This window comes from Thermostichus lividus PCC 6715 (genome assembly GCF_002754935.1).
In the GTDB taxonomy this organism is placed as follows: domain Bacteria; phylum Cyanobacteriota; class Cyanobacteriia; order Thermosynechococcales; family Thermosynechococcaceae; genus Thermosynechococcus; species Thermosynechococcus lividus.
Genome location: NZ_CP018092.1, coordinates 1,443,888 through 1,466,930 on the forward strand (window position 1 = coordinate 1,443,888; position 23,043 = coordinate 1,466,930).

At 53.6% G+C, this 23,043-nt stretch carries 22 protein-coding genes and 1 pseudogene; 14 read left to right on the forward strand and 9 right to left on the reverse strand.

Annotated elements, in window-relative coordinates; translation table 11 throughout:
- The first annotated feature begins 6 nt into the window (after positions 1–6).
- The 3 genes from tnpA to BRW62_RS13375 all read left to right on the forward strand — a co-directional run bounded on the left by tnpA (position 7) and on the right by BRW62_RS13375 (position 2,172).
- Positions 7–462 (forward strand): IS200/IS605 family transposase, encoded by a 456-nt coding sequence (tnpA, locus tag BRW62_RS07295; RefSeq protein ID WP_099798896.1) that lies wholly within the window; start codon positions 7–9, stop codon positions 460–462.
- Between the two features lie 322 nt (positions 463–784).
- On the forward strand, positions 785–1,492 hold the full coding sequence (locus tag BRW62_RS13370) for a serine/threonine protein kinase (RefSeq protein ID WP_198405927.1): 708 nt from the start codon (positions 785–787) through the stop codon (positions 1,490–1,492).
- Between the two features lie 8 nt (positions 1,493–1,500).
- Complete coding sequence (locus BRW62_RS13375; protein ID WP_198405928.1) at positions 1,501–2,172, forward strand: hypothetical protein; 672 nt, start codon at positions 1,501–1,503, stop codon at positions 2,170–2,172.
- An 11-nt stretch (positions 2,173–2,183) separates the two neighbouring features.
- On the opposite strand, the gene BRW62_RS07305 is transcribed toward BRW62_RS13375, so the two are convergent.
- The gene (locus tag BRW62_RS07305; RefSeq protein ID WP_099798897.1) at positions 2,184–3,788 is read right to left on the reverse strand and encodes a B12-binding domain-containing radical SAM protein; all 1,605 of its coding nucleotides are present in this window, start codon (positions 3,786–3,788) and stop codon (positions 2,184–2,186) included.
- A gap of 5 nt (positions 3,789–3,793) precedes the next feature.
- Complete coding sequence (gene topA, locus BRW62_RS07310; protein ID WP_099798898.1) at positions 3,794–6,457, reverse strand: type I DNA topoisomerase; 2,664 nt, start codon at positions 6,455–6,457, stop codon at positions 3,794–3,796.
- A gap of 305 nt (positions 6,458–6,762) precedes the next feature.
- Between topA and trxA the strand changes: the two genes are divergently transcribed.
- A complete protein-coding gene (trxA, locus tag BRW62_RS07315; protein WP_099798899.1) occupies positions 6,763–7,077 on the forward strand; it encodes a thioredoxin in 315 nt (104 codons plus the stop codon).
- Positions 7,078–7,109: 32 nt separating this feature from the next.
- On the opposite strand, the gene BRW62_RS14425 is transcribed toward trxA, so the two are convergent.
- Both BRW62_RS14425 and BRW62_RS07320 read right to left on the reverse strand, forming a co-directional pair.
- Complete coding sequence (locus BRW62_RS14425; protein ID WP_237269073.1) at positions 7,110–7,286, reverse strand: ComEA family DNA-binding protein; 177 nt, start codon at positions 7,284–7,286, stop codon at positions 7,110–7,112.
- Positions 7,287–7,288: 2 nt separating this feature from the next.
- The gene (locus BRW62_RS07320; protein WP_227517298.1) at positions 7,289–8,803 is read right to left on the reverse strand and encodes a phospholipase D-like domain-containing protein; all 1,515 of its coding nucleotides are present in this window, start codon (positions 8,801–8,803) and stop codon (positions 7,289–7,291) included.
- Between the two features lie 99 nt (positions 8,804–8,902).
- Between BRW62_RS07320 and BRW62_RS07325 the strand changes: the two genes are divergently transcribed.
- The 6 genes from BRW62_RS07325 (at position 8,903) to BRW62_RS07350 (ending at position 12,900) form a co-directional block, all read left to right on the forward strand.
- The gene (locus BRW62_RS07325) at positions 8,903–9,250 is read left to right on the forward strand and encodes a YbaB/EbfC family nucleoid-associated protein (RefSeq protein WP_099798900.1); all 348 of its coding nucleotides are present in this window, start codon (positions 8,903–8,905) and stop codon (positions 9,248–9,250) included.
- A 38-nt stretch (positions 9,251–9,288) separates the two neighbouring features.
- Complete coding sequence (locus BRW62_RS07330) at positions 9,289–9,912, forward strand: response regulator (RefSeq protein ID WP_198406239.1); 624 nt, start codon at positions 9,289–9,291, stop codon at positions 9,910–9,912.
- A gap of 73 nt (positions 9,913–9,985) precedes the next feature.
- The gene (locus BRW62_RS07335; RefSeq protein ID WP_099798901.1) at positions 9,986–11,215 is read left to right on the forward strand and encodes an FHA domain-containing protein; all 1,230 of its coding nucleotides are present in this window, start codon (positions 9,986–9,988) and stop codon (positions 11,213–11,215) included.
- A 12-nt stretch (positions 11,216–11,227) separates the two neighbouring features.
- The gene (locus BRW62_RS07340) at positions 11,228–11,875 is read left to right on the forward strand and encodes a WD40 repeat domain-containing protein (protein ID WP_099798902.1); all 648 of its coding nucleotides are present in this window, start codon (positions 11,228–11,230) and stop codon (positions 11,873–11,875) included.
- Positions 11,876–12,110: 235 nt separating this feature from the next.
- Entirely contained in the window at positions 12,111–12,338 is a 228-nt protein-coding gene (locus tag BRW62_RS07345) for a hypothetical protein (RefSeq protein WP_099798903.1), read from the forward strand.
- Positions 12,339–12,381: 43 nt separating this feature from the next.
- Positions 12,382–12,900, forward strand: coding sequence for a DUF4330 domain-containing protein (locus tag BRW62_RS07350; protein WP_099798904.1), 519 nt, complete (start codon positions 12,382–12,384; stop codon positions 12,898–12,900).
- On the opposite strand, the gene BRW62_RS07355 is transcribed toward BRW62_RS07350, so the two are convergent.
- Complete coding sequence (locus BRW62_RS07355) at positions 12,878–13,285, reverse strand: RidA family protein (protein WP_099798905.1); 408 nt, start codon at positions 13,283–13,285, stop codon at positions 12,878–12,880. The two genes, BRW62_RS07350 and BRW62_RS07355, sit on opposite strands and share 23 nt — an antisense overlap.
- A gap of 351 nt (positions 13,286–13,636) precedes the next feature.
- Here BRW62_RS07355 and psaA point away from each other — a divergent pair, with 351 nt between their 5' ends.
- From psaA to BRW62_RS07370, 3 genes are all read left to right on the forward strand, one after another.
- The gene (gene psaA / locus BRW62_RS07360) at positions 13,637–15,904 is read left to right on the forward strand and encodes a photosystem I core protein PsaA (RefSeq protein ID WP_198405929.1); all 2,268 of its coding nucleotides are present in this window, start codon (positions 13,637–13,639) and stop codon (positions 15,902–15,904) included.
- A gap of 23 nt (positions 15,905–15,927) precedes the next feature.
- Positions 15,928–18,153 (forward strand): photosystem I core protein PsaB, encoded by a 2,226-nt coding sequence (gene psaB / locus BRW62_RS07365; protein ID WP_099798907.1) that lies wholly within the window; start codon positions 15,928–15,930, stop codon positions 18,151–18,153.
- A 279-nt stretch (positions 18,154–18,432) separates the two neighbouring features.
- Complete coding sequence (locus tag BRW62_RS07370; protein ID WP_099798908.1) at positions 18,433–19,041, forward strand: Uma2 family endonuclease; 609 nt, start codon at positions 18,433–18,435, stop codon at positions 19,039–19,041.
- Between the two features lie 175 nt (positions 19,042–19,216).
- Here BRW62_RS07370 and BRW62_RS15445 read toward each other — a convergent pair.
- Together BRW62_RS15445 and BRW62_RS13065 are read right to left on the reverse strand one after the other, a co-directional pair.
- A pseudogene (locus tag BRW62_RS15445) lies at positions 19,217–19,714 on the reverse strand (RNA-guided endonuclease InsQ/TnpB family protein); the annotation flags it as partial.
- A 304-nt stretch (positions 19,715–20,018) separates the two neighbouring features.
- Positions 20,019–20,258, reverse strand: coding sequence for a hypothetical protein (locus BRW62_RS13065; RefSeq protein ID WP_157768336.1), 240 nt, complete (start codon positions 20,256–20,258; stop codon positions 20,019–20,021).
- A gap of 303 nt (positions 20,259–20,561) precedes the next feature.
- Here BRW62_RS13065 and msrA point away from each other — a divergent pair, with 303 nt between their 5' ends.
- Entirely contained in the window at positions 20,562–21,224 is a 663-nt protein-coding gene (gene msrA, locus BRW62_RS07380; RefSeq protein ID WP_099798910.1) for a peptide-methionine (S)-S-oxide reductase MsrA, read from the forward strand.
- A 4-nt stretch (positions 21,225–21,228) separates the two neighbouring features.
- Here msrA and cbiD read toward each other — a convergent pair whose 3' ends face one another.
- Both cbiD and nblB read right to left on the reverse strand, forming a co-directional pair.
- A complete protein-coding gene (gene cbiD / locus BRW62_RS07385; protein ID WP_198405930.1) occupies positions 21,229–22,347 on the reverse strand; it encodes a cobalt-precorrin-5B (C(1))-methyltransferase CbiD in 1,119 nt (372 codons plus the stop codon).
- Between the two features lie 6 nt (positions 22,348–22,353).
- A complete protein-coding gene (gene nblB / locus BRW62_RS07390; protein WP_198405931.1) occupies positions 22,354–23,019 on the reverse strand; it encodes a phycobilisome degradation protein NblB in 666 nt (221 codons plus the stop codon).
- Between the last annotated feature and the right edge of the window lie 24 nt (positions 23,020–23,043).

The window sequence follows — 23,043 nt, forward strand, 5'->3', positions numbered from 1 at the left end:
TTATAGATGCCGATTTACGTGAATAGCAACCGTATGAGAGAAGATGGCATACAGCTAAAATCGACTCGTCATTGCAAGTATCAGTCAGGACATCACTTTGTCTGGATTCCGTTCAAGCGCCGCAAAATATTTACCAAGGAAGCAATCATTGAAGCAACCAAAAGGTATGTGACTGAAGCGATTGAAAACAAAAACAACGATATGGGACTAATCGCCATTGAGGTAGACCGAACCTTGATGGATCATGTTCATGTGTTTGTGTCGTTTCCTCCTAGAATGTTAGCTTCTCAGGCGGTGACCATCATGAAAGGGTACAGTTCAAGACGGCTCAGAATGGAATTTCCACATCTCAAAAACCTGCATGAAAAATCCCAACTCTGGGCACACAGTTATTATTGGGGTACTACCGGGAACGTTTCAGCCCAGACAGTGAAACGGTATATCGAAGAATGTCAAGGCTGACTCTCCCTACTGCCGTAGGCGCGGGAACCGTTCTGTATCCCCGTCGGGAACGAGCGAGGTTTTATCCGGTTCCCGAACCCTCCGGTTTCTATAACCCACCAACAGCATGGGCACACACGCCTCATACTAGACGGATCTGCTGTCACGCTCAGTGCAGTTGTTTTCCGTCCCCAGTCATATCCAAGCTCAACCCCTATCGACACAGGTGAATACTGCCTTGGTGCGGATGCTACAGAGCTTGTCTGTGGGCTTTCGAGTTTGCCCACTGCCGCAAACTTCACCGCTAAGATAAGGGTGGCATCGCCCCTCTAGGAGTGTGGCAGTGGAGCAATTGATTGGGCTAGTTCTGAAAGATCGCTACGAGTTGGTTCGAGAGCTAGGGCGCAATCCAGGACGACGCACCTACTTAGCCTTAGATCGGCACCGGTACGAGCAAGTCATTCTCAAATTATTACTGTTTGGCCTAGATATGACGTGGGATGACTTCAAGCTGTTTGAGCGGGAGGCAGCGGTTTTACAAACCCTTGACCATCCGGGCATTCCACGATACCTAGATTTTTTCGACGTGGAGACCCCAGTCCTACGGGGCTTTGCACTGGTGCAAACCTATATCGAAGCCCAGTCCCTTGCTGCATGGCTGGCAGCGGGGCGGGTTTTTAGTGAAGCGGATCTCGAAACCTTGGCCGATCGCCTGCTGGATATTTTGGTGTATCTGCACACCCGTCAACCGCCGGTGATTCACCGGGATATTAAGCCAACCAATATTCTCTTGGGCGATCGCTCGGGCCACGAGTTGGGAAACGTTTACCTCATTGATTTTGGTGCTGTTCAGACAGCGATCTCTGGGGCGACCCGCACCGTTGTTGGCACCTACGGCTACATGCCACCGGAACAATTTGGCGGTAAAACTGTTCCAGCAACGGATCTTTACGCGTTGGGGATGACCCTCATTTATCTGGCCAGTGGTATCCCCCCGATCAACTCCCCCAACACAATCTGCACCTTGAGTTTCAACGGGTTGTTGCCCTGAGTCCTCCCTTGATTCGGTGGCTAGAGCAACTGGTAGAACCCTCCCTTGAGCATCGATTCAGCTCGGCTACGGCAGCACGTTCTGCCCTACAGCGACTGAGCGAGGTGAGCATCCCCGCCACCCTACGAGAGCCGCCCTACGGCAGCCGCTTACGGGTGCAGGAGACCGCCCAAGGTGTGGTTGTTCAGGTGCCACCCATAGGGTTTAACATCAGTCTGTTATTTCTCATCCCCTTTGCCGTGGCATGGAATGGGTTTTTAGTGGTGTGGTACACCTTGGCGCTCTCTGCTGGTAACTGGTTCATGGCCATTTTTGCCACGGGGCACTTGGCGGTAGGGCTGGGACTCATTGGCACTATTTTCTATATCCTGTTTGGCTCCCAAGTGCTCGCCATTACCCCAACAGAGGTGCGATTTCACCAGCATATTTTAGGGCTGCGCTGGCAGCGGTCTAAAGTCCTTCCCGTAGCTGCCATCGAACAGGTGGAAGTGCAGCCCAAGGGGTTCTATCGCAACCGCGATGGCGAGCGGGAACAAGTGACTGCCAAGATGATCATTCGAGCCGGAACGCAAACCATCGAACTAGAGGAAGCCCAGTCTCACTTAACACCGCAAGACCTAGAGTGGCTGGGCTATGGCATTGGCCGTTATTTAGCCTGCCGTGTCATTAAAACTCCTTAGCCTCTGAGCTGCTAAGACACCTGCAAAGCAACCGCCGCATGTTTAGCAAGGGTGTTCGCCGGCAACCCACTTTGGAGATGTTGCCACGGTAAAACCTTATCCTGCGGCCAATCAGCCCAGATATAGTCATCCAGCTCAGGAAGCTGCCCCTGCAACTCCTTAAAGCTGCGTCGATAGCTGCCCAAAGACGTGCCATAATGGCGAACGCGCTCTAGCAACGGTGCCAAGCGGCGATCGCCCCGGGAGAGCAAGGCTTGAATGAGGGAATCATTATAGGACTCTGGACGAAACTCCACCCCTAGCTTCCCCAGTTCTTTTTTGAGAAACTTAAGACGTTTCTCCGCCAAGGGTTGTACCCCGTACCACTGGAACGGTGTTTGCGCTTTGGGAACAAAGGTACTACAGCCAAGGGTGAAGCGTAAGCGCGGCGCTGTTTTCTTGAGGGTTTGAAATAAAGCCACCGTGGCCTCAACATCGGCAGTGGTTTCTGTGGGTAACCCCACCATGCCGTAGAATTTGAGCGCCCTGAGTCCTCCCGCTTGAGCGTGGGTGGCAGCTGCGAGGATTTCCTCAGTCTCGAGTTTCTTGTTAATCACGTGCCGCAGACGGGCAGACCCCGTTTCAATCGCAATGGTCAGGGAATGGGTACCCCGCTGGCTCAGCAGTTGCGCCAATGCTTCTGTTACCGTATTTGTGCGTACCGATGCAATACTCAGACGCACCTGTGCAAATTGGGGCTGGCTTAGGTAGTCCATCAAGGCAACAAATTCTGGATGTTGGGTCACAGAGGCACCCAGCAGGCCAATGCGATCGGTCACTGCCAAGCCGCGCTCAATCGCCGGAATCAGCGTCTCGATACTGGGGGTGCGAAAGGGTAAGGTGAGATAGCTTGCCAAGCAAAAGCGACACAGTTCTGGGCAACTGCGCACCACCTCCACCATGTAAATGCTCTCCCACGCTGCAAGAGGGGTCACCACAGTCGAAGCGGCTAAGGTGTGTCCCCGATGGACTTGTTTTTGCACCACTCTCGGCACAGAGGGCTGGGTGGGTTCAATCCCGTTGATGTCACCACTGGGGCTGGTATAGGTAACGGTGTAAAGGCTGGGAACATAGAGGCCGGGAACCTGAGCAAGACGGTGTAACTGCGTCTGGCGAGGTGCGCTTCGTTCGTGGGCAACGGTGGTCAAAAACGGCTCTAACAGGGGTTCGGCATCCCCTAGGAGAATCACATCAAAAAAGTCGGCAAAGGGTTCAGGATTTGCCGTTAGCACTGGCCCGCCGCCAAAGATAAGGGGATGCCCCTCGTGGCGATCGCGCTGCCAAATAGGAATGTTTAACTGCTCTAGAAGCGCCAACAGATTTGCATAATCCAGTTCCCACGAGAGAGAAAACCCCACCAACTCTGGATGCCGGGGGAGGGGTTCGTGCACATCGGTAAATAGGCGGCTGACGGCAACATCTCGGCGGCGGGCTAAGGTGGCCCACACCAGCTGATAGCCCAAGCTAGTAATGCCAACACTGTAGGTGTTGGGAAAGCCATAAATCACCTGTAATGCATCACTGTTGGGGTGTGCTGGCTCAAAAAGGTACGTTTCCGCAGTGAAGGGATGGTTCACAGGCGCTAGGCAGACCCCCGCTTACGCGAGGCCGTTTTTGTTGTTTTTGTTGTTTTAGGTGCACTTTTAGTTTTTCGGGTTTTCCCGGCTGCGCCAGTTGCACTCCCCCTTTGCCGCGAGGTCTTTTGCGGTGCCTTAGCGGCAAGCAGTGGCAGGGCTTGCTCAAGGGTTATGGTCTCAACACTCACACCATCGGGCAACGCGGCATTGACTTTACCGTGGTTGACGTAAGGGCCGTAGGGACCATCAAAAATTTGCACGGGCTCATCGGTTTCAGGGTGGTTGCCTAACACCGCAAGAACTTGCTTTTTGGCGCGGCCACGGGTTGACTTTGGCATCGCCAGTAGTTCCAGCGCCCGCTCAAGGGTAATGGTATAGACGCTATCTTCGGCTTTGAGGGAGCGGTACTCTTTCTCGCCATCGGGGTCTAGCACAATGTAAGGGCCAAATCGCCCCTGATTCGCTTGAATAAGCTTGCCGGAGTCTGGATGTACCCCAAGGGTGCGCGGTAATGATAAAAGGGTCACTGCCAAATCGAGGGTCACTTCATCGGGGCTAACCCCTTTAGGCAATGAGGCGCGCTTGGGCTTGGGGTTCTCGGCGGTAGCTTCCCCCAGTTGTACGTAGGGGCCAAATCGCCCTGTGAGCAAAAAGATGGGTTCGCCTGTCTCTGGGTGTACCCCCAGCTTATCGGGGCCTTCGAGCTTTTGGCGGATCAGTTGCTCGATTTGTTCACGATTCAGACTTCCGGGGGTTGCATCTTGGGGAAGGGAGGCTTTGATGGGTTCGCTACCATTGCCATTTTGGTAAACAATAAACGGTCCAAACCGACCCACCACCACCTCAGCGTTCAGTTCCGGCAGGGCGATCGCTCGGGCTTCTGTCGCTTCAATGGTGCGCTCGCGCTCTTTGACCTGCTGCTCTAGACCCTGCTCCCCCAAATAGAACGATTCTAGGTAGGGCAGCCACTCTACCTCGCCGGTAGAAATATCGTCAAGGGTTTGCTCCATCCGGGCAGTAAAGTTTATATCCACTAAGTCGGGGAAGTATTTTTCAAGGAGGCTGGTAACCGCAAAAGCCGTAAAGGTTGGCTCAAGTGCATTGCCCCGACGCAGGGCATACTCTCGGTCTTGGATGGTGCTAATGATGGTCGCATAGGTGCTGGGGCGGCCAATTCCTGCTTGTTCTAGAGCTTTGACTAAGCTGGCCTCGGTGTAGCGTGGCGGAGGCTGCGTTTCGTGCCCCACACTTTCGAGGGTTTGACAGCGCAGAATCTCTCCCACCTGCATCAGCGGCAGAACCACTTCTTGGCTTTCGAGGGCAGCATCGGGGTCATCGGAGCCTTCGACGTAGGCACGGAAAAAGCCCGCAAAATCAATCCGTTTGCCGTGGGCCCGGAAGAGGGCATCGCCAGCAGTAATGGACACCGTTAAGAGAGTGAGGCGGGCATCGGCCATTTGGGTGGCAACGGTGCGCTTCCAAATCAGTTCGTAGAGGTCTAGTTCGCGATCCCGCAGGTTTGTTTCTTGGGGGGTGCGGAACTGGCTGCCAGCAGGGCGAATGGCTTCGTGGGCTTCTTGGGCACCCTTGGTTTTGGTGGTGTACTGCCTGGGCTGGGGGGAAAGAAAGGCTTTACCGTACATGGTTTCAACACAACTGCGGGCAGCGGCGATCGCCTGCTCCGACAGATGCACCGAGTCGGTACGCATATAGGTGATATAGCCCTCCTCGTAAAGCTTTTGGGCAATCCGCATTGTCTCGCGCGCTGAAAGGTGCAGCTTGCGGTTGGCCTCCTGTTGCAGCGTAGAGGTGGTAAAAGGGGGAGCAGGTTTGCGGACTTGTTGGCGCTCTTCCTGTTCGCTAACCGTCCAGGTTTCCGTCAAGAGGCGATCGCGCAGGGCATTAGCCGCAGCCTCATCCAGCAGCAGGACAGCGTTGGGATGACGCAGTTGCCCAGTGGCCGGATCAAAATCATTGCCCGCAGCCACCCGCTGCCCACCCACACTCACAAGCCGCGCTGGAAATAGGGTTCCCCGCTGATCAAGAACCGCCTTGAGATCCCAAAACTGACCTTTACGAAAGGCTAGGCGCTCCCGCTCCCGCTGCACGAGTAGGCGCACCGCCACAGACTGTACCCGCCCCGCCGACAGATGGGGGGCAATTTTGCGCCACAGCAGGGGGGATAGGGTGTACCCCACTAGGCGATCTAGAATTCGCCGCGTTTCTTGGGCGCGCACGAGTTGCTGGTTCACCTCGCGGCAATTGCGGAGGGCAGCTTGAATCGCCTCATCGGTAATCTCGTGAAAGACCATGCGCCGTACGGGCACCTTAGGGTTGAGAAGTTGCAGTAGGTGCCAACTAATACTTTCCCCTTCGCGGTCTTCATCAGTTGCTAGGAGTAACTCATCGGCGTTCTCAAGGGCTGTTTTTAGTTCCTTAACAACTTTTTGCTTATCCTTAGGGACAATGTACAGTGGCTCAAAGCCTGCGGCCACATTCACGCCCAAGGTCGCCCACTCTTCCCCCTTAAATTCTGCGGGTACATCGGCAGCACTGCGGGGAAGATCCCGAACGTGTCCCATGGAGGCTTCAACGCGATAGTCCGCGGGCAAGAACTTGCGAATAGTACGGGCTTTGGTGGGCGATTCAACAATAACAAGGGTGGACATGGCAAACGCTGCGGAATAGGCTCTCAAGCACACTCAAGTATAGGACAGGGCATTATATTTGAGTGATGTTATCTCACCCTATCATGGGGAGCAAAGGGGCAAGACCTTGATCCATAACTTAGCGTACCCTAGCTGTCTATTGTTGTCTTTTGTTGTCTGTACGGCTGGAATTAAGGCACTAGAAATGGCAGGCAACCTAGCAGGACTACCTAACCACGGGGTTGGAGTTGCCGATGGGGAGTTAGCCCCAGGTCAGTTGGCTGGCATCTAACATGGAACATAGAGGTTGTCCTAAGGATAATGCCATGGCCACAACACGACAATTTAGCAGCTTCAATGATCTGATCTCCCATACCTCCCAGCCACTCCTCATTGATTTTTATGCAGACTGGTGTGGCCCCTGCCGGATGATGGTGCCAATTCTTGATCAGGTGAAGCAGCATCTTAAAACAGCGGTTGAGATCGTTAAGATAGATTCTGAACGTTACCCACAACTAGCAAGCCAGTACCGGATTCAGTCCTTACCTACGCTCCTACTCTTTTACCATGGTCAGGAAGTGCAGCGGTGGGAAGGGGTTCAGCCACCTGAAGTATTGATTGATGCCATTCGGCGACTGTAGGCTGCTTGAGAGCATCAGCCTGCGTGAGGGGGCTACCATGTGGCGTGCTCTCGCAGCCGCTCTATGAGTTTAGGTCCAATCCCCGGAACGGCGTCCACCTCTGCCCAAGATGTAAAGGGTTTTTTCTGCCGTGCCTTCAGGATCTCTGCCGCCAGTTTGGGGCCAATCCCCGGTAGGGTTTGTAGCTCAGCCGCGGTGGCGGTATTCAAATTTATCTTGGGGGTACTGCTGCCAGTGGTTCTCGATGGGGAGCGCGTTTCAATGACCCCGCCGCACTTGGCCAGTTGTTGGGCGATGCGATCGCGCACTTGGGGGGCAATCCTAAACGGCTGTTGGCGTAGAGCCGCTCAAACTCTCGCTCGTAGTGAGCCGCAACGGTCGGGTGCTCAATCACCAGCAGGAATTCATCATTGCCGCGATTGGCCGCCTCAGACCAGTTATGGGAGCCAACAATGACGGTCTGACGATCAATCAGTCCATACTTGTGGTGCAGCTTATCCCCTTGGGGAAGGGTTGGGGTTCCCACGGTCGTAAGGGGAGTCTGCCAAGGTCGATTCCCCGCTTCGTAGTAGCATTGGCTGCGCCCCGCTTGAGCCGTGTTCGCCATGGCCACCCCCAGCATATCTAGCGCCTCACTAAAATCGCGGTAGATAAAATCCTCATCGATCAGGGCACGGATGGTGACTCCCCGCTGGTGTTGTGCCTCAAGCACGTCGGACAACTCTTGATCCGAAAAGACAAATAAAGCCAGATCAATGGCGTGCCGTGCTCTGGCCAGCCATCGGCCAACCAGACCATTGGTGGACTCTGCCCACGGGCGCGATCGCGAGGTCGGAGAAAAGCGCACCGCCACAATCGCATCCCCCACCTGTACCTGTCGCGTTGGCCGGAGGGGCTTTTGCACGCCGAAGCGGCTATCCAGCTTGCCCCCTGGCCCATCCCCCCACATGATGTTAAATTCTTCGGTAAATAGTTGCGCCACCGCTGGACTGTCAATGACCAGTAGCGAGTTGGCATTGCCACGGGTTTCCGGTCGGCCTAGATCGCCGTGAATATCGCTGAGGGTAAAGTTTGCCGTTGTGGCCACCACCCGCTGATGATCAATCACCATAAACTTGTGGTGCATGAGCATACTGCCCTTTGAGCCATCGGCAGTATCATCGAGCCACGGCACGTGAGCCTGATCAAAAATCGTCAAAACATCGCGTTCCGCTAGCTCTTGGGGGCTAAGATGGCGATCGCCATTGGTATCCACTAAGGCGTGCCAGTCATCATAGCGCTGCCGCATTCGCGGATCCAGCCGATTCACCATCGCTGGGCTATAGGTTGCCCACGGCTCGGTATAGGTGTTTTCCATAATCACTCGCACCGGCACTCCCGCTTGCTGTTTAGCTGCCAGTGCCTTGGCTAAATGAGGTAGCCGAAACTCTTGGATAGCTACATCAATACGGGTACGCGCTGCCTTAACCGCTTCGATAAGAATGGCCTCGAGATCTTCGCCGTCGCGGGTGTAGGGGCGATAGGGTTCCCGATAGCGATGGGCTTGGGAGTGATTCATATGCACCGCAATCTGGGGGTGTTGCGGCAGCGGCTCTAGGGACGTGGTTACCAACGGACTGGAGCGCAACTGGCTCAGCACCACGAGGGCAAGGAGCACCCCTATACAAAACAGCGCCAGATAACGCCAGTAGCGGCGCAGAGCATTCCCCAAGAGCATCAACCCCATTACCCATTATTCCTGCCGTGGCTAAACCCGCATTTTACCTAGCTTCTCACTTGCTGATAAGATAGCAGGCAATAGTTCGCTATCGATAAAGGCAACCATATGGCACAGGGACAAGGATTTGGCTTTGGTCTGGGCAAAATGAAAGAGTTGGCCGCGGCCATCCAAAAAGCACAGCAGGTTCAAGAAGGCGCCAAAAAACTCCAAGAAGACCTTGAACAAATGGATATTGAGGGTCAAGCTGCGGGGGGAGCAGTCAAGGTGATTATGAGCGGCACCCAAGAGCCGCGTCGGGTGGAAATCAACCCCGAACTGCTCAGCGAAGGGGCAGAGGTTCTCTCTGATCTGGTGACTGCGGCGATGAAAGATGCCTACCAGAAGTCCACCGCCACCATGCGAGAACGGATGGAAGAATTGACTGGTGGCTTGAATGTGTCTGGTTTAGGTTGAGTTAGCCCGTTCCTGCCCGCCATCTCACTGTGGAGGCTATCGTGCTGCGTATTCTGATTGTGGAAGACGACCCCATGATGCAGTTGGGGCTAGAGCAGTCTCTAGCAGGGCAGTTTACGGTGGTGGGCTTTGCTGAGGATGGCTATCGCGGTGTGGGCTTGGCACGAGAGCTGCGACCGGATGTTGTGGTCATGGATATTGGCCTACCTGGCTTAGATGGGATTGCGGCAACGCAGCGCATTAAGCAAGAGTTACCAGAGATTCATGTGGTGATGCTCACGTCCCATCAGTCCGCCCTTGAAGCAGTTGCTGCCCTTTCTAGTGGCGCTGATGCCTATTGTATTAAGGGGGTTACAGTGGAGCGATTAGTGACGGCGATCGCCGCTGCCTGCGAGGGAGCCACCTACCTAGATCCGCAAATTGCCCGCCACGTGATTCAGCACTTGCGACCAGTTCATCCCCAACTTGAGCATTCCCTCTCTCCGCGGGAGTTGGATGTATTGCGGTTAATGGTGGAGGGCTATAGCAACCCAGAAATTGCGGGCAAGCTGTTCCTCAGCCCCAATACGATTAAAACCCATGTCCGGGGTATCTTAAATAAACTGGCTGTGGACGATCGCGTTCAAGCGGCGGTTGTTGCACTTCGTAACGGCTTGGTATAACTACCCACACGCTTATCGGAGCAGTTGCTACCGTAAAGGAGACCTGTTTATCCGTGCGTTGAGCGTGTGTCCCATGACATCTCAGAGCGATGCAGCAACAATTTTAGCCCCCGATGAAGAGTGGCCAGTTTTACAAATTACAACGCCAGCGTCAGTCCAAGAGATTCGCCTAAGTCAACCGCGAATGCGAGCGGGGCGATCGCCCCACAATGAAATTGTCATTTCCTATCCCACCATTTCGCGGCACCATTTTGAAATCAGTAAAACTGATACAGGCTACACCATTCAGGATTTAGGAAGTAAATTAGGGTTGCTTTTTGGCGATCGCCCCGTCAACCATAAACATCTCGAGGATGGCGACACATTTTTTATTGGCGCTAACGTCAAATTAGTGTTTCGCCAATCCCCCGTTAAGATTCTGCAAAAAACGATTCACTTCCAAGGGAAAACGGTTCTGCGCATTGGCCGGAGTGAGGATAACGATATTCAAATCGACCACCCCCAAATTTCGCGGCACCATGCCAAAATTGAGCGCCAAGGCACCGCCATTGTCCTTAGCGATCTGGGGTCATCTAATGGAGTCTTTTGTAACGGTAAGCGGCTCACCAAACCCCAATCCCTACGGGTTGGCGATAAAGTGCGCATTGGTCCCTACCTATTGCAAATCAACATTGACGAAACCATTACCGTTGACAACGAAGCGGGTAGCATTCGCCTCGATGCCTTTGGCCTTGAAAAAGTTGTTAAAGGTAACAAGAAACTGCTGCACGATATTTCCCTATCGATTTTGCCCCGCGAGTTTGTGGTCATTGCTGGGGTCAGTGGTTGTGGTAAGTCCACCCTTCTCAAAGCCCTGACAGGCTTTACCCCCGCCTCCAGTGGTACGGTTCTCATTAACGGCAACGACCTTTACCGCCATTTTGATGCCTACCGGTCTGAGTTTGCCTACGTCCCCCAAGAAGATATTGTCCACAAAGAATTAACCGTGGCAGAAGCCTTGAACTTTGCCGCTCAGTTGCGGATGCCTGCCGATGTAACTCCCCGTGAGCGTGAGCAGCGGGTTGTAGAGGTCATGGCCATTTTGGGCTTGAGCGATCGCCGCGATGTCCCTATCAAAAACTTGAGTGGCGGTCAGCTAAAGCGGGTCTCTATTGGTGTGGAATTGCTGACCAAACCCAGCTTATTCTTTCTAGATGAGGCCACCTCCGGTTTGGATCCGGGCACCGAAGCAGAGGTCATGTGCTTACTGCGGGGTCTAGCCAATGATGGCTGCACCGTTGTTCTCATTGACACCCTGCACTAAGGGAGGTACCCCGTGGCCGCCTTAACCCTGTTGGGGCAGACCCAACTTCAGGACTACGTTACCGCCGTGGCGTGGGGCGATCGCTATCTTTTGGCAACCTCTGCCGCAGGGGATGTGTATCAGATTGATCCGCTGTTAGGGGAACAGGTGATCCTGCAACCAGCAACCGAGCAAAGCCTTGATGTGCTTGCGGTCGCAGGCGATCGCTGGGCGGCGGCTGGCCAGCAAGGACGGCTAATCATCGGCTCTTGGCACGAAGGAGACGATCGCCGTCACCTTCTGAATTATGGTTCAGTGTGGATCGATCAGCTCGCATGGCACCCGCACCACCCATGGGTGGCCTTTAGCTTGGGGCACTACGTCCAAGTATGGGATGCGGCTGCCGCAGAGGTGATCACAACCCTCGACTTTGGCGAGTCCTCCGTTTTAGCACTTGCTTGGCAACCCACGGGAGAGACCTTGGCTGTGGCAGGCTACCGCGGGATTCAGGTGTGGGCGGTGGCAGATTGGGATGCCGATCCCCTCGCCCTTGGGTTTATGTCCGCCGCTGTGGGTCTCGCATGGTCGCCCCAAGGCGACTACCTAGCCGCCAGCAACATGGATCACATCGGGTATGGCTGGAAGCCCCGTACTTCAGTGCGGGGAGGAAAGCTCCTTTAGCAACTTTAGTTGCCTTAGGTTATAATTGTACTGCGGACACCAGAAACGGTTGTTTAAGGCACTGGTAACGGTCGATTGGGGGTGTTGTAAACCACCCCAGAGGCTCGTGGTTGGCTTGCTAACTGCAGGGCTACTAAAAGCTCCCTGCTTTAGCTGGGAGTAGTTTACGAGCTCCCAAGAGGGGATCATCCTCTGGCAGTTCAGCCCAGAACAGGACAGTTGGCAACCCAATGTCTTGGAATTACATCGTGGCACCGTGCGAGCGCTGAGCCTACATCCCAATGGCCAAGGCTTTGCCTCCAGCGGGGATGAAGGGTGGCTCTGTCTTTGGCAGCAGTTGCAACCCCGCCAACTCCTAGATGCTGGGGATGTGAGTGCGCTGGCATGGCATCCCTTAGGGCACTATCTTGCCGCTGGTGGCTGCCAAGGGGAGGTCTGGGTGTGGAGCGCTCAAGCGGGGTAATGCCTGTGGTAGGATGTTGCTGCTCAGGTATGGGGCAACGTGGATGCAGTTGATCGATCGCTATGGCCGCCTTTTTGGCAAACTCAGTCTGCTAGACATTGGTGCCGGAGTTGTGCTGCTGTGCGTACTTGTGGGCTTGTTTGTGTTGCCGGGGCGATCGGGCACCTCCCTTGCCCAAATCACCACCGCCAAGCCCATAGAAGTCGATATCCTTGTGTTGGGCTTAAGTACACCAACGCCCCAAGACTTAATTCCCAACGGCAGTACGGCAAACTTTATTATCCGCAACCAGCCCTACGGCCAAATTACAGTCAAAAATGTCCAAGTGCTACCCCGCACCGTCACCGTCTCGCAGCCCGACGGCTCGGTAAAAGCCCTACCCGACCCGCGCCCCGAAATGGCCTTTAGCAGCAATCTTCTAGTCACCCTCGAAGGCAAAGGTCAAGTGACTAACAGTGGCCCTGTCCTTGGGAACAGTGCCATCAAAGTAGGTACCCCTGTCGAACTAGAGGGCAAAGAGTATAACTTTCGCGCATCCGTCATTGCCGTGAGGACATTTTAGGAACCATTGCCACACAGTCAATTTCCACCTTCACCCCCTTGGGCAGACGTGAAACCTCAACACACGCCCGTGCGGGAGCTGTGTCGGGGTCAACATATTCACCATAGACGCTATTCATGGCAGCAAAATCATTTAAGTCCGCTAAATATACTGTTGTTTTCACCACCTGCGACCAGTCACTCCCCGCTGCCCTGAGCACCGCACTCAGGTTCTGCATCACCTGACGGGTTTGGGCAACAACATCTTCGCCACCAACCACCTCCCCCGTCTGCGGATCAAGGGCAATTTGCCCCGCCAAAAAGACCCACTCCCCCACCTGTACCGCTTGACTGTAAGGCCCAACGGGGGCTGGGGCATCCGGTGTATAAATAATTACTTTCGTCATAAAACTTAAAATAGTTTACAAAGCGGGGCGATCGCCCTAAAAGCTGATGATATAGGGCATTGTCAAACCCATACCAGCAACAAATCAATGGGTATCATAGCGCAAAGATATGCATTTATACCCCCATAAACATGTCAAGAATTCAAGCATCTTAAATAATGTTAATTATCGGCAAAGCCTGTACTACCCTTCTATAATGCTGAATTGAGCATTCGCCTCCAGAACGGGCTTTATCGTTCCATTCGGTGTCATTAGAGTAAAGATTCTTCATAATCTTTATCCTAACGACCAGTCTATTAAATGAAGCGAATGCCCTCGTTCCTTCCTTGCCTAAGAGAGAGGAGAGACTCGATGACCATCAGTCCACCGGAGCGAGAGCCAAAAGTCAGAGTCGTGGTTGACAATGACCCGGTACCTACGTCCTTTGAGAAATGGGCAAAACCTGGGCATTTTGATCGCACTTTGGCCAGAGGTCCCCAAACCACCACATGGATTTGGAACCTTCACGCTCTTGCCCACGATTTCGATACACACACTAGCGACCTCGAAGATATTTCCCGCAAAATCTTCAGTGCACACTTCGGCCATCTGGCAGTGGTGTTCATCTGGCTGAGTGGGATGTACTTCCACGGTGCAAAATTCTCTAACTATGAGGCTTGGCTGGCCGATCCTACCGGCATCAAGCCCAGTGCTCAAGTTGTCTGGCCCATTGTCGGTCAAGGCATCCTCAACGGTGATGTCGGCGGTGGTTTCCACGGCATCCAAATCACCTCGGGGCTATTCCAACTCTGGCGAGCCTCTGGGATCACCAATGAGTTCCAGCTTTACTGCACCGCGATCGGTGGCTTGGTCATGGCTGGCTTAATGCTCTTTGCAGGCTGGTTCCACTATCACAAGCGCGCTCCCAAGCTGGAATGGTTCCAAAACGTGGAGTCCATGCTCAACCATCACTTGGCTGGTTTACTCGGCCTCGGTTCCTTGGGATGGGCGGGTCACCAAATTCACGTTTCGCTCCCCATCAATCAGCTCTTGGATGCGGGTGTGGCGGCGAAGGATATTCCGCTGCCCCATGAGTTCATTCTCAACCCCAGCTTGATGGCAGAGCTTTACCCCAACATCAATTGGGGGGTGTTCAGCGGTGTGATTCCGTTCTTCACGTTTAACTGGGCCGCTTACTCAGATTTCTTGACCTTCAAAGGTGGTTTAAACCCCGTTACCGGTGGCCTTTGGCTGTCGGATACGGCACACCACCACGTGGCGATCGCCGTCCTCTTTATCATTGCCGGTCACATGTACCGCACCAACTGGGGAATTGGCCATAGCCTCAAAGAAATTCTTGAAGCTCACAAAGGCCCCTTCACTGGGACTGGGCACAAAGGTCTCTACGAAGTGCTGACCACGTCTTGGCATGCCCAACTGGCGATCAACTTGGCCATGATGGGGTCGCTTAGCATCATCGTGGCGCAGCACATGTACGCGATGCCGCCCTATCCCTACCTTGCCACCGACTATCCAACCCAGCTATCGCTATTCACCCACCATATGTGGATTGGCGGCTTCCTGATTGTTGGCGGTGCCGCTCATGGGGCAATTTTCTTTGTGCGGGACTACGACCCAGCCGTCAACCAAAACAACGTGTTGGATCGCGTTCTGCGGCATCGGGATGCCATTATTTCTCACCTGAACTGGGTCTGTATTTTCTTGGGCTTCCACAGCTTCGGACTGTACGTCCACAACGACACCATGCGAGCCTTTGGTCGTCCCCAAGATATGTTCTCTGACACTGGCATTCAATTGCAGCCGGTCTTTGCCCAGTGGGTGCAGCACCTGCATACCCTTGCGCCGGGCGGTACTGCTCCCAACGCCGCAGCCACTGCTAGCGTGGCGTTTGGGGGTGATGTTGTGGCAGTGGGTGGCAAAGTCGCCATGATGCCGATCGCCCTTGGCACCGCTGACTTCTTGGTGCACCACATCCATGCCTTCACCATTCACGTGACGGTATTGATTCTGCTCAAGGGTGTGCTGTTTGCCCGTAGCTCTCGCTTAATTCCCGATAAAGCCAATTTGGGCTTCCGGTTCCCCTGCGACGGCCCCGGTCGGGGTGGCACGTGCCAAGTCTCCGGTTGGGATCACGTCTTTCTTGGCTTGTTCTGGATGTACAACTGCATTTCCGTGGTTATTTTCCACTTTAGTTGGAAGATGCAATCGGATGTGTGGGGGACGGTTGCCCCCGATGGCACCGTGTCTCATATTACGGGCGGTAACTTTGCCCAAAGTGCCATCACCATTAACGGCTGGCTACGGGACTTTCTGTGGGCACAAGCCTCCCAGGTGATTGGCTCCTATGGTTCAGCCCTATCCGCTTACGGCTTGCTCTTCTTGGGTGCTCACTTTGTTTGGGCCTTCAGTCTGATGTTCCTGTTCAGTGGCCGTGGCTACTGGCAAGAGCTGATTGAGTCCATTGTTTGGGCACACAACAAGCTAAAAGTTGCGCCAGCAATTCAACCCCGTGCCCTGAGTATTATTCAAGGTCGGGCGGTCGGTGTGGCGCATTACCTCCTAGGGGGGATTGCCACCACATGGGCATTCTTCCTAGCTCGAATTATTTCTGTAGGATAGGGGCGAGGAGGATACTACCGACTATGGCAACTAAATTTCCTAAGTTTAGCCAAGACCTCGCACAGGATCCGACCACACGCCGGATTTGGTATGCCATCGCTACGGCACATGACTTTGAAAGCCATGATGGTATGACCGAGGAAAATCTTTACCAAAAGATTTTTGCCTCCCACTTTGGGCATCTGGCCATTATCTTCCTGTGGGTGTCTGGTAGCCTATTCCACGTTGCGTGGCAAGGCAACTTTGAGCAGTGGATTCAAGATCCCCTGAACACCCGTCCCATCGCCCATGCGATCTGGGATCCCCAATTTGGCAAAGCAGCGGTTGATGCGTTTACCCAAGCGGGTGCGTCCAGCCCTGTGGATATTGCCTACTCCGGTGTGTATCACTGGTGGTACACCATCGGTATGCGCACCAACGGCGACCTCTACCAAGGCGCTATCTTCCTACTGGTGTTGGCCTCCTTGGCACTGTTTGCTGGTTGGCTGCACCTGCAACCCAAGTTCCGTCCTAGCCTCTCTTGGTTCAAAAATGCTGAATCGCGCTTGAACCACCACTTGGCGGGGCTGTTTGGGGTAAGCTCCTTGGCGTGGGCTGGCCACCTGATTCACGTTGCTATTCCCGAATCCCGGGGGCAGCATGTCGGCTGGGATAACTTCCTGAGCACCATGCCTCACCCAGCGGGGTTGGCACCCTTCTTTACCGGTAACTGGGGGGTATATGCCCAGAATCCCGATACCGCGAGCCATGTCTTTGGCACCTCGCAAGGAGCAGGTAGCGCAATTCTGACCTTCTTGGGTGGCTTCCATCCCCAAACCGAGTCTTTGTGGCTCACCGATATGGCGCATCACCATTTGGCGATCGCCGTCCTCTTCATTGTTGCCGGTCACATGTATCGAACCCAGTTCGGTATTGGCCACAGCATCAAAGAAATGATGGATGCCAAAGACTTCTTTGGAACGAAGGTAGAGGGGCCGTTTAACATGCCCCACCAAGGCATCTACGAAACCTACAACAACTCATTGCACTTCCAACTGGGGTGGCACTTGGCTTGTTTAGGGGTTATCACCTCCTTGGTGGCACAGCACATGTATTCTTTGCCGCCCTATGCCTTTATTGCCCAAGATCACACCACCATGGCGGCTCTTTATACCCATCACCAGTACATTGCTGGCTTCTTGATGGTGGGTGCCTTTGCCCATGGTGCCATCTTCCTCGTACGGGATTATGATCCGGTACAAAATAAAGGCAACGTGTTGGATCGGGTGTTGCAGCACAAAGAGGCGATTATTTCCCACCTTAGCTGGGTCTCCCTCTTCTTGGGTTTCCACACCTTAGGCCTGTACGTTCACAATGATGTCGTGGTGGCCTTTGGCACCCCTGAAAAGCAAATTCTTATTGAGCCAGTCTTTGCCCAGTTTATCCAAGCGGCGCACGGTAAATTGCTCTACGGTTTTGACACGCTGCTGTCGAATCCCGATAGTATTGCTGCAACTGCTTGGCCCAACTACGGTAACGTCTGGCTGCCCGGCTGGTTAGATGCCATCAACAGTGGCAACAACTCGCTCTTCTTAACCATTGGCCCCGGTGACTTCTTGGTTCACCACGCCATTGCCTTGGGGCTGCACACCACCACCCTGATTTTGGTGAAAGGTGCGCTGGATGCCCGTGGCTCCAAACTGATGCCCGATAAAAAAGACTTCGGCTATGCCTTCCCCTGCGATGGCCCTGGCCGGGGCGGTACCTGCGATATTTCTGCGTGGGATGCCTTCTATCTGGCGATGTTCTGGATGCTGAACACCATTGGCTGGGTCACCTTCTACTGGCACTGGAAACACCTTGGTGTCTGGGAAGGCAACGTGGCACAGTTCAATGAAAACTCGACCTACCTTATGGGTTGGCTGCGGGATTACCTCTGGTTGAACTCGTCTCAACTCATCAACGGTTACAATCCCTTTGGCACCAATAACCTCTCCGTGTGGGCATGGATGTTCCTGTTTGGTCACCTCGTGTGGGCCACTGGCTTCATGTTCCTGATTAGCTGGCGCGGTTACTGGCAAGAGTTGATTGAAACCTTGGTGTGGGCGCACGAGCGGACACCATTAGCGAACTTAGTGCGTTGGAAAGATAAGCCAGTGGCGCTTTCTATCGTGCAAGCTCGTTTGGTTGGCTTAGCTCACTTTAGCGTCGGGTATGTCTTGACCTACGCCGCCTTCCTGATTGCTTCAACCGCCTCGAAGTACGGTTGATCTAGCTAGGTTAGGTTAACGTCTACAAAATCCCCTGCTGCTCTGGTGGGGGATTTTTTATAGAAATTTCTTAAGATGCACTTAAATCTGGACAAATTGATTACCAAAAACAGAAACGGTGTAACGATACAAATCTAGGCTGCGGGATATTGGCAACAATCCAGAAGATGATCTGACGGAGCCGGAGAAAATTGCCGCCGCGATCGCCACCCATTTAGCCAATACCTTGCAAGAAATGGAGACACTGATAGAGGAGTTCGCCCCCAATGGAGGTCCGTCATGATTGCCAACCCTCAAGCTAGCGGTTTAACACCTGATGAATATCTGGCATGGGAAAGGGAGCAACCCATCAAACACGAATACATGGATGGGGAAGTCTATGCGATGACGGGTGGGACATTGACCCACAATGACATTACCCTGAATCTTTATAGCCAATTACGACCACACCTACGGAAACGGGGCTGTCGCATTAATGTAGCAGATGTGAAGGTACAGGTTAGCCAAAGAGGACCATATTTTTATCCCGATGTGGTGGTGAGTTGTGATGAGCGCGATCGCCGAGCCACAGAAGCTATCCAATATCCTAAGCTCATTGTTGAAGTTCTCTCGCCCAGCACGGCTGGTTTTGACCGGGGGGATAAGTTTAGGTTTTACCGCCGCATCTCTACTCTACAGGAATATGTGTTGATTGATGCCGAGAAAGTGGGGATAGACTGCTATCGCAAAACCAGTGGGGGCAAGTGGGAACTGACGGCCTATCCAGATGATGTAGCGGATGAGGAAAACCCCATTTTAGAACTGGTGAGTTTGGATTTTCAGTGTCCCTTGGCGTTGGTCTATGAAGAGGTGGAATTACCTGAGCCGTCTCACAGATGGCATGAGTAATCAGAAAAGGATCAAATGCAATGAAAACTAGAGACAAAGTATTAAAGATATTAAGAGATCGTAAATCGCTACTACTACAGAACTATCAAATTTGTGAGGCTCTCCCATTAGTACGGTGATAACTTTTACTAATTAGAGAAGCAAGCTAACAACCTTTACCGAAAATTGTTGAAATTTACAAAGCCGTACGCTTGTCGTTGAGTGCATCCCAGTTATGCAATGAGTTTGACATCCTCCCCCTCCTGAGCGCAGCGAAGGGAGGGGATTTCATCGTCGCCGATGAAGGTTTCTGCTTCAACGAGGTGACGTGCTCAACCTCTGTCTCCAGAAGATGAGTAGCGGCCTCCTCTCCACCGGCGTAAGAGCCTGTGTGCCCCACAGTACGTCAACCTAGCTCCACAATGTTGATAGCTACGTTGGGGTCTCTGTCCAGCACAGTTCCGCACTGGCACAAATGCGTACGAGTGCTGAGGGATGTCTTGACCAAATGGCCGCAACACGAGGATGTCTGGGAGGTGTACTGAGGTGGGACAGCGACAGTTACCACCCCAAATACGGTCCCGAAATAGTCCAGCCACTGGCGGAATTGATACCACGCTGCATCAACAATCGACTTGGCTACCTGATGGGTCTTCACCACGTTTCTGATTTGCACGTCCTCATACGCCACGACAAAGCGCTCCGCGCCGCCAAAGGCGAACGTTACATCGGGTAGGGCTGGAAGCCCCGTACTTCAGTGCGGGGAGGAAAGCTCCTTTAGCAACTTCAGTTGTTTTAGGTTATAATTGTACTGCGGACACCAGAAACGGTTGTTCAAGGCACTGGTAACGGTCGATTGGGGGTGTTGTAAACCACCCCAGAGGCTCGCGGTTGGCTTGCTAACTGCAGGGCTACTAAAAGCTCCCTGCTTTAGCTGGGAGTAGTTTACAGCTCAGTCCTTACGCTGGCGTTGGACTGTTAGGTGTTTTCTTCCCAGTTTAAGCCTTGCTTTGGCGCGATTTTTTGACCCCTCTTGTTTGCGAGATAGACGGCGTTGTTCCCGTTTTGCCCTTCACTTTTTGTTTGCAGTTGTTATAGAAGCGAGAAATCGCTGACCACGCTCGTTCTGCCATCGTTGGTCGTGCCAGCGAGTTGAGTTTTTTCGCCCAAGGATACTCTTTGGCTAAAACTCGGCAGTATTTGTTGAGGTCAGCCGTGCGTTTGCCTTGCCCGTCCATCCAGTAGCGAAGCGCTTTGTTGCGAACAAAAAGACCCGTCCGCAGCGCTTGATCGAGCCGCTGATCCTAGTCTTGAGTTCCTTGCAACTTGGCTTCATAGACGAGAATTTTATCTACCAAATCTGAGATAATTGTACCAAAAGTTGATTCTTGACTCCCCTCGACTCGCGCGGGGAGTCCATGTATCCCCACCCTTCACTATCGTTCATGACGGGGTTTTATCGCGCTCCCGAACCCCCACATGCTGATAAGTTCTGTTGGTGTTAGCTAGAATAAGCCCTAGGGCGTTGTTGATGAGCAGCTATGGCCTTCTTTGGATTCAAAAAATTAACCCTTCCCAGTCCGCAGACTGCCTTGCCTGGGCGCAGTGAGCCAATGCCTATTCCCAAGGCGCATCTAGTCAACGGTCATCCCTTGGCTCCTCCCTATCCCGCAGGCTTAGAACTAGCGTTGTTTGGCATGGGGTGCTTTTGGGGGGCAGAGCGCAAATTCTGGCAAGTGCCCGGTGTGTATGTTACTGCGGTGGGCTATGCTGGTGGTTATACGCCAAACCCCACCTACGAAGAGGTGTGCACTGGGATGACTGGCCACAATGAAGTGGTGCGTGTTGTCTATGACCCGCAACAGGTTAGCTACGAAGCGTTACTAAAGGTGTTTTGGGAGAACCACGACCCCACCCAAGGCATGCGCCAAGGCAATGATGTGGGTACGCAGTATCGCTCTGGGATTTATTACTATTCCCCGGAGCAAAAGGCTCTTGCTGAAGCCAGCCGAGATCGCTACCAAGCTGCTCTGAAAGAAGCGGGTTATGGCCAGATTACGACGGAAATTTTACCCGCCCCTGACTTCTATTTTGCTGAAGCGTATCATCAACAGTATCTCCACCGTCATGTCAATGGCTATTGTGGCTTAGGAGGTACCAACGTGCGCTATGAGCCCAGCACCGGGGCTAGCTCCGTCTGCTAGTCAATCACTTCACTTGCCTTAGGGATGCTAAGAGGGTTTGAGCGGTTTGGCTGGTTGCCACGATTTGGCGATCGCGCCGAAATAGAACTGCTCCCACCTGCAATGATCGCGCTACCGAGGTAGAGCAGTGGGTACGCAGGTAGGCAAGGGTGCGCTCCTCAATGCGGTTAGCAATCTGGCTTAAAATGGGTGCTAACTGGTCTGGAGCTTTGGCTGCAAGTAATTGGCACGCCGCTTCTATGGTTGGCGATCGCCAAATTTGCTGGAGTAAGCTGTCTGTAATGCCCGCAAGGGCACAAAATGCTGTGAAGACTTCTTGGCGAGCATCCGCTAAGTGATGATGGGTGTGAAAAATACCCGCCGCTAACTTGATCAGTTTGCCATGGTAGCCTAAGAGCAACAACTGCTGAATATTGTGCTCTGCCGCCGCCACTAACATCGGGCCCAACCAATTGGCAGTCTTGACGCACAATTGCCGGGGAATGTGAAGGGTTTGCGCCACCTGCAGGCCATTTTCGCCAATGCAAAATACAAGGGTTGAGGATTGGGCTGCTTTTGTCGCCAGTTCGGCGAGGTACTGCTCAAGTTGCTCTGGGGCTGTCAAGGGCTGGGCGATCGCCCCGGTACCCAGCAGCGATAAGCCCTCAACAATCCCAAAGGCTGCATTGGAGGTTCGCTGTGCCAATTGCGCCCCCTCCGGCAAAATAATTCTGACCCGAATGGCGCGATCGCTGGGGCAGTAGAATTCTAGATTTGTGGTTAACAGCAACTTGGCGTAACGGTAGATTGCTGCTTCTCCTGTGGCTTGGTGGCGGCCAATGCCGACCCCCCCCTCAAGGTGAATCCGTGGCTGAGTCGTGGCATCTGCCCAAGTCACCCATGCCCAAACAGGAGTCTGCCGCGTAATATCTAGGGGATCACTGGGTTCGCTGTAGGTAATGGCAAGAGCCTGTTGAGGGTCTAGGCAAGCTCCTTGGGCAATGGTAAACGTTTCGCAGCGATTGGGGTTCAGCAAGGCTAAGGTGACTGCTGACGGGCAAGTACCCTCGGTTAAACACCGCAGAGCAGCAACAGCGGCCGCTGCTGCAAACACAGGTAAGGTATAGCCCACAGCGGTTGCCAAATAGCCCTACGACGTCAACTGTGCCAAACTTGTCTGGACGGCTTCAACCACCGCTTGGGCACTATCGGTTTGCATTTGCTCTAGTATCTGTTTGGCGTCGGCGGTGCCAATCTGGCCGAGGGCGATCGCCAACCGATGCCGCACCTGCCAGTCAGGATAATCCACAAAGGGGCGCAGTACGTCCAAGATGTCTGGTTGCCTAAGTTCGCCAAGGGAACCAATCGCCGCCAACATCACCAGTTCTTGCGAGCTATTCAAGGCTTCTTTGAGCAAGGTAACCGCGGCTGGATTAGCCAAGGCCCCTAGGGCAGCAACAATACTAAACTGTAACAGCCAGTCATCCGTACTGTGGTAAGCCGTTTCTAAGTCCTCGAGGGCAAAGGGAAGTTGCAGCGCCGCCATAGCGTCTGCGGCAGCAGCCCGCACATCCGTTTCACTGTCATGGAGCAGGCGATCGCGCAGCAACTCTTGAGTTTGGGTAGGGTTGACGTGACCTAGAGTGGCTAACTGACTCACCGCTGCGTAGCGAATCCGGGCGTTAGCATCTTGGATGAGGGGTTGGACCAAGGGAAAGGCAACCTCCGGCTCTAGGGAGCGCAACTGGTTCAGTCCCTGTAGGCGATCGCCCACATCTGCTGATGCTAAGAGTTGCTGAATCGTGGTTGTGTCCACCCCAATTACCTCAACCTATTCCCT

Coding starts and splice junctions, on each gene's coding strand:
- tnpA (WP_099798896.1), top strand. CDS start 7: ATGCCGATTTACGTGAATAGCAACCGTATGAGAGAAGATGGCATACAG.
- topA (WP_099798898.1), bottom strand. CDS start 6,457: ATGTCCACCCTTGTTATTGTTGAATCGCCCACCAAAGCCCGTACTATT.
- trxA (WP_099798899.1), top strand. CDS start 6,763: ATGGCCACAACACGACAATTTAGCAGCTTCAATGATCTGATCTCCCAT.
- BRW62_RS07320 (WP_227517298.1), bottom strand. CDS start 8,803: ATGGGGTTGATGCTCTTGGGGAATGCTCTGCGCCGCTACTGGCGTTAT.
- BRW62_RS07325 (WP_099798900.1), top strand. CDS start 8,903: ATGGCACAGGGACAAGGATTTGGCTTTGGTCTGGGCAAAATGAAAGAG.
- BRW62_RS07335 (WP_099798901.1), top strand. CDS start 9,986: ATGACATCTCAGAGCGATGCAGCAACAATTTTAGCCCCCGATGAAGAG.
- BRW62_RS07350 (WP_099798904.1), top strand. CDS start 12,382: ATGCAGTTGATCGATCGCTATGGCCGCCTTTTTGGCAAACTCAGTCTG.
- BRW62_RS07355 (WP_099798905.1), bottom strand. CDS start 13,285: ATGACGAAAGTAATTATTTATACACCGGATGCCCCAGCCCCCGTTGGG.
- psaA (WP_198405929.1), top strand. CDS start 13,637: ATGACCATCAGTCCACCGGAGCGAGAGCCAAAAGTCAGAGTCGTGGTT.
- psaB (WP_099798907.1), top strand. CDS start 15,928: ATGGCAACTAAATTTCCTAAGTTTAGCCAAGACCTCGCACAGGATCCG.
- BRW62_RS07370 (WP_099798908.1), top strand. CDS start 18,433: ATGATTGCCAACCCTCAAGCTAGCGGTTTAACACCTGATGAATATCTG.
- BRW62_RS13065 (WP_157768336.1), bottom strand. CDS start 20,258: ATGGACGGGCAAGGCAAACGCACGGCTGACCTCAACAAATACTGCCGA.
- msrA (WP_099798910.1), top strand. CDS start 20,562: ATGGCCTTCTTTGGATTCAAAAAATTAACCCTTCCCAGTCCGCAGACT.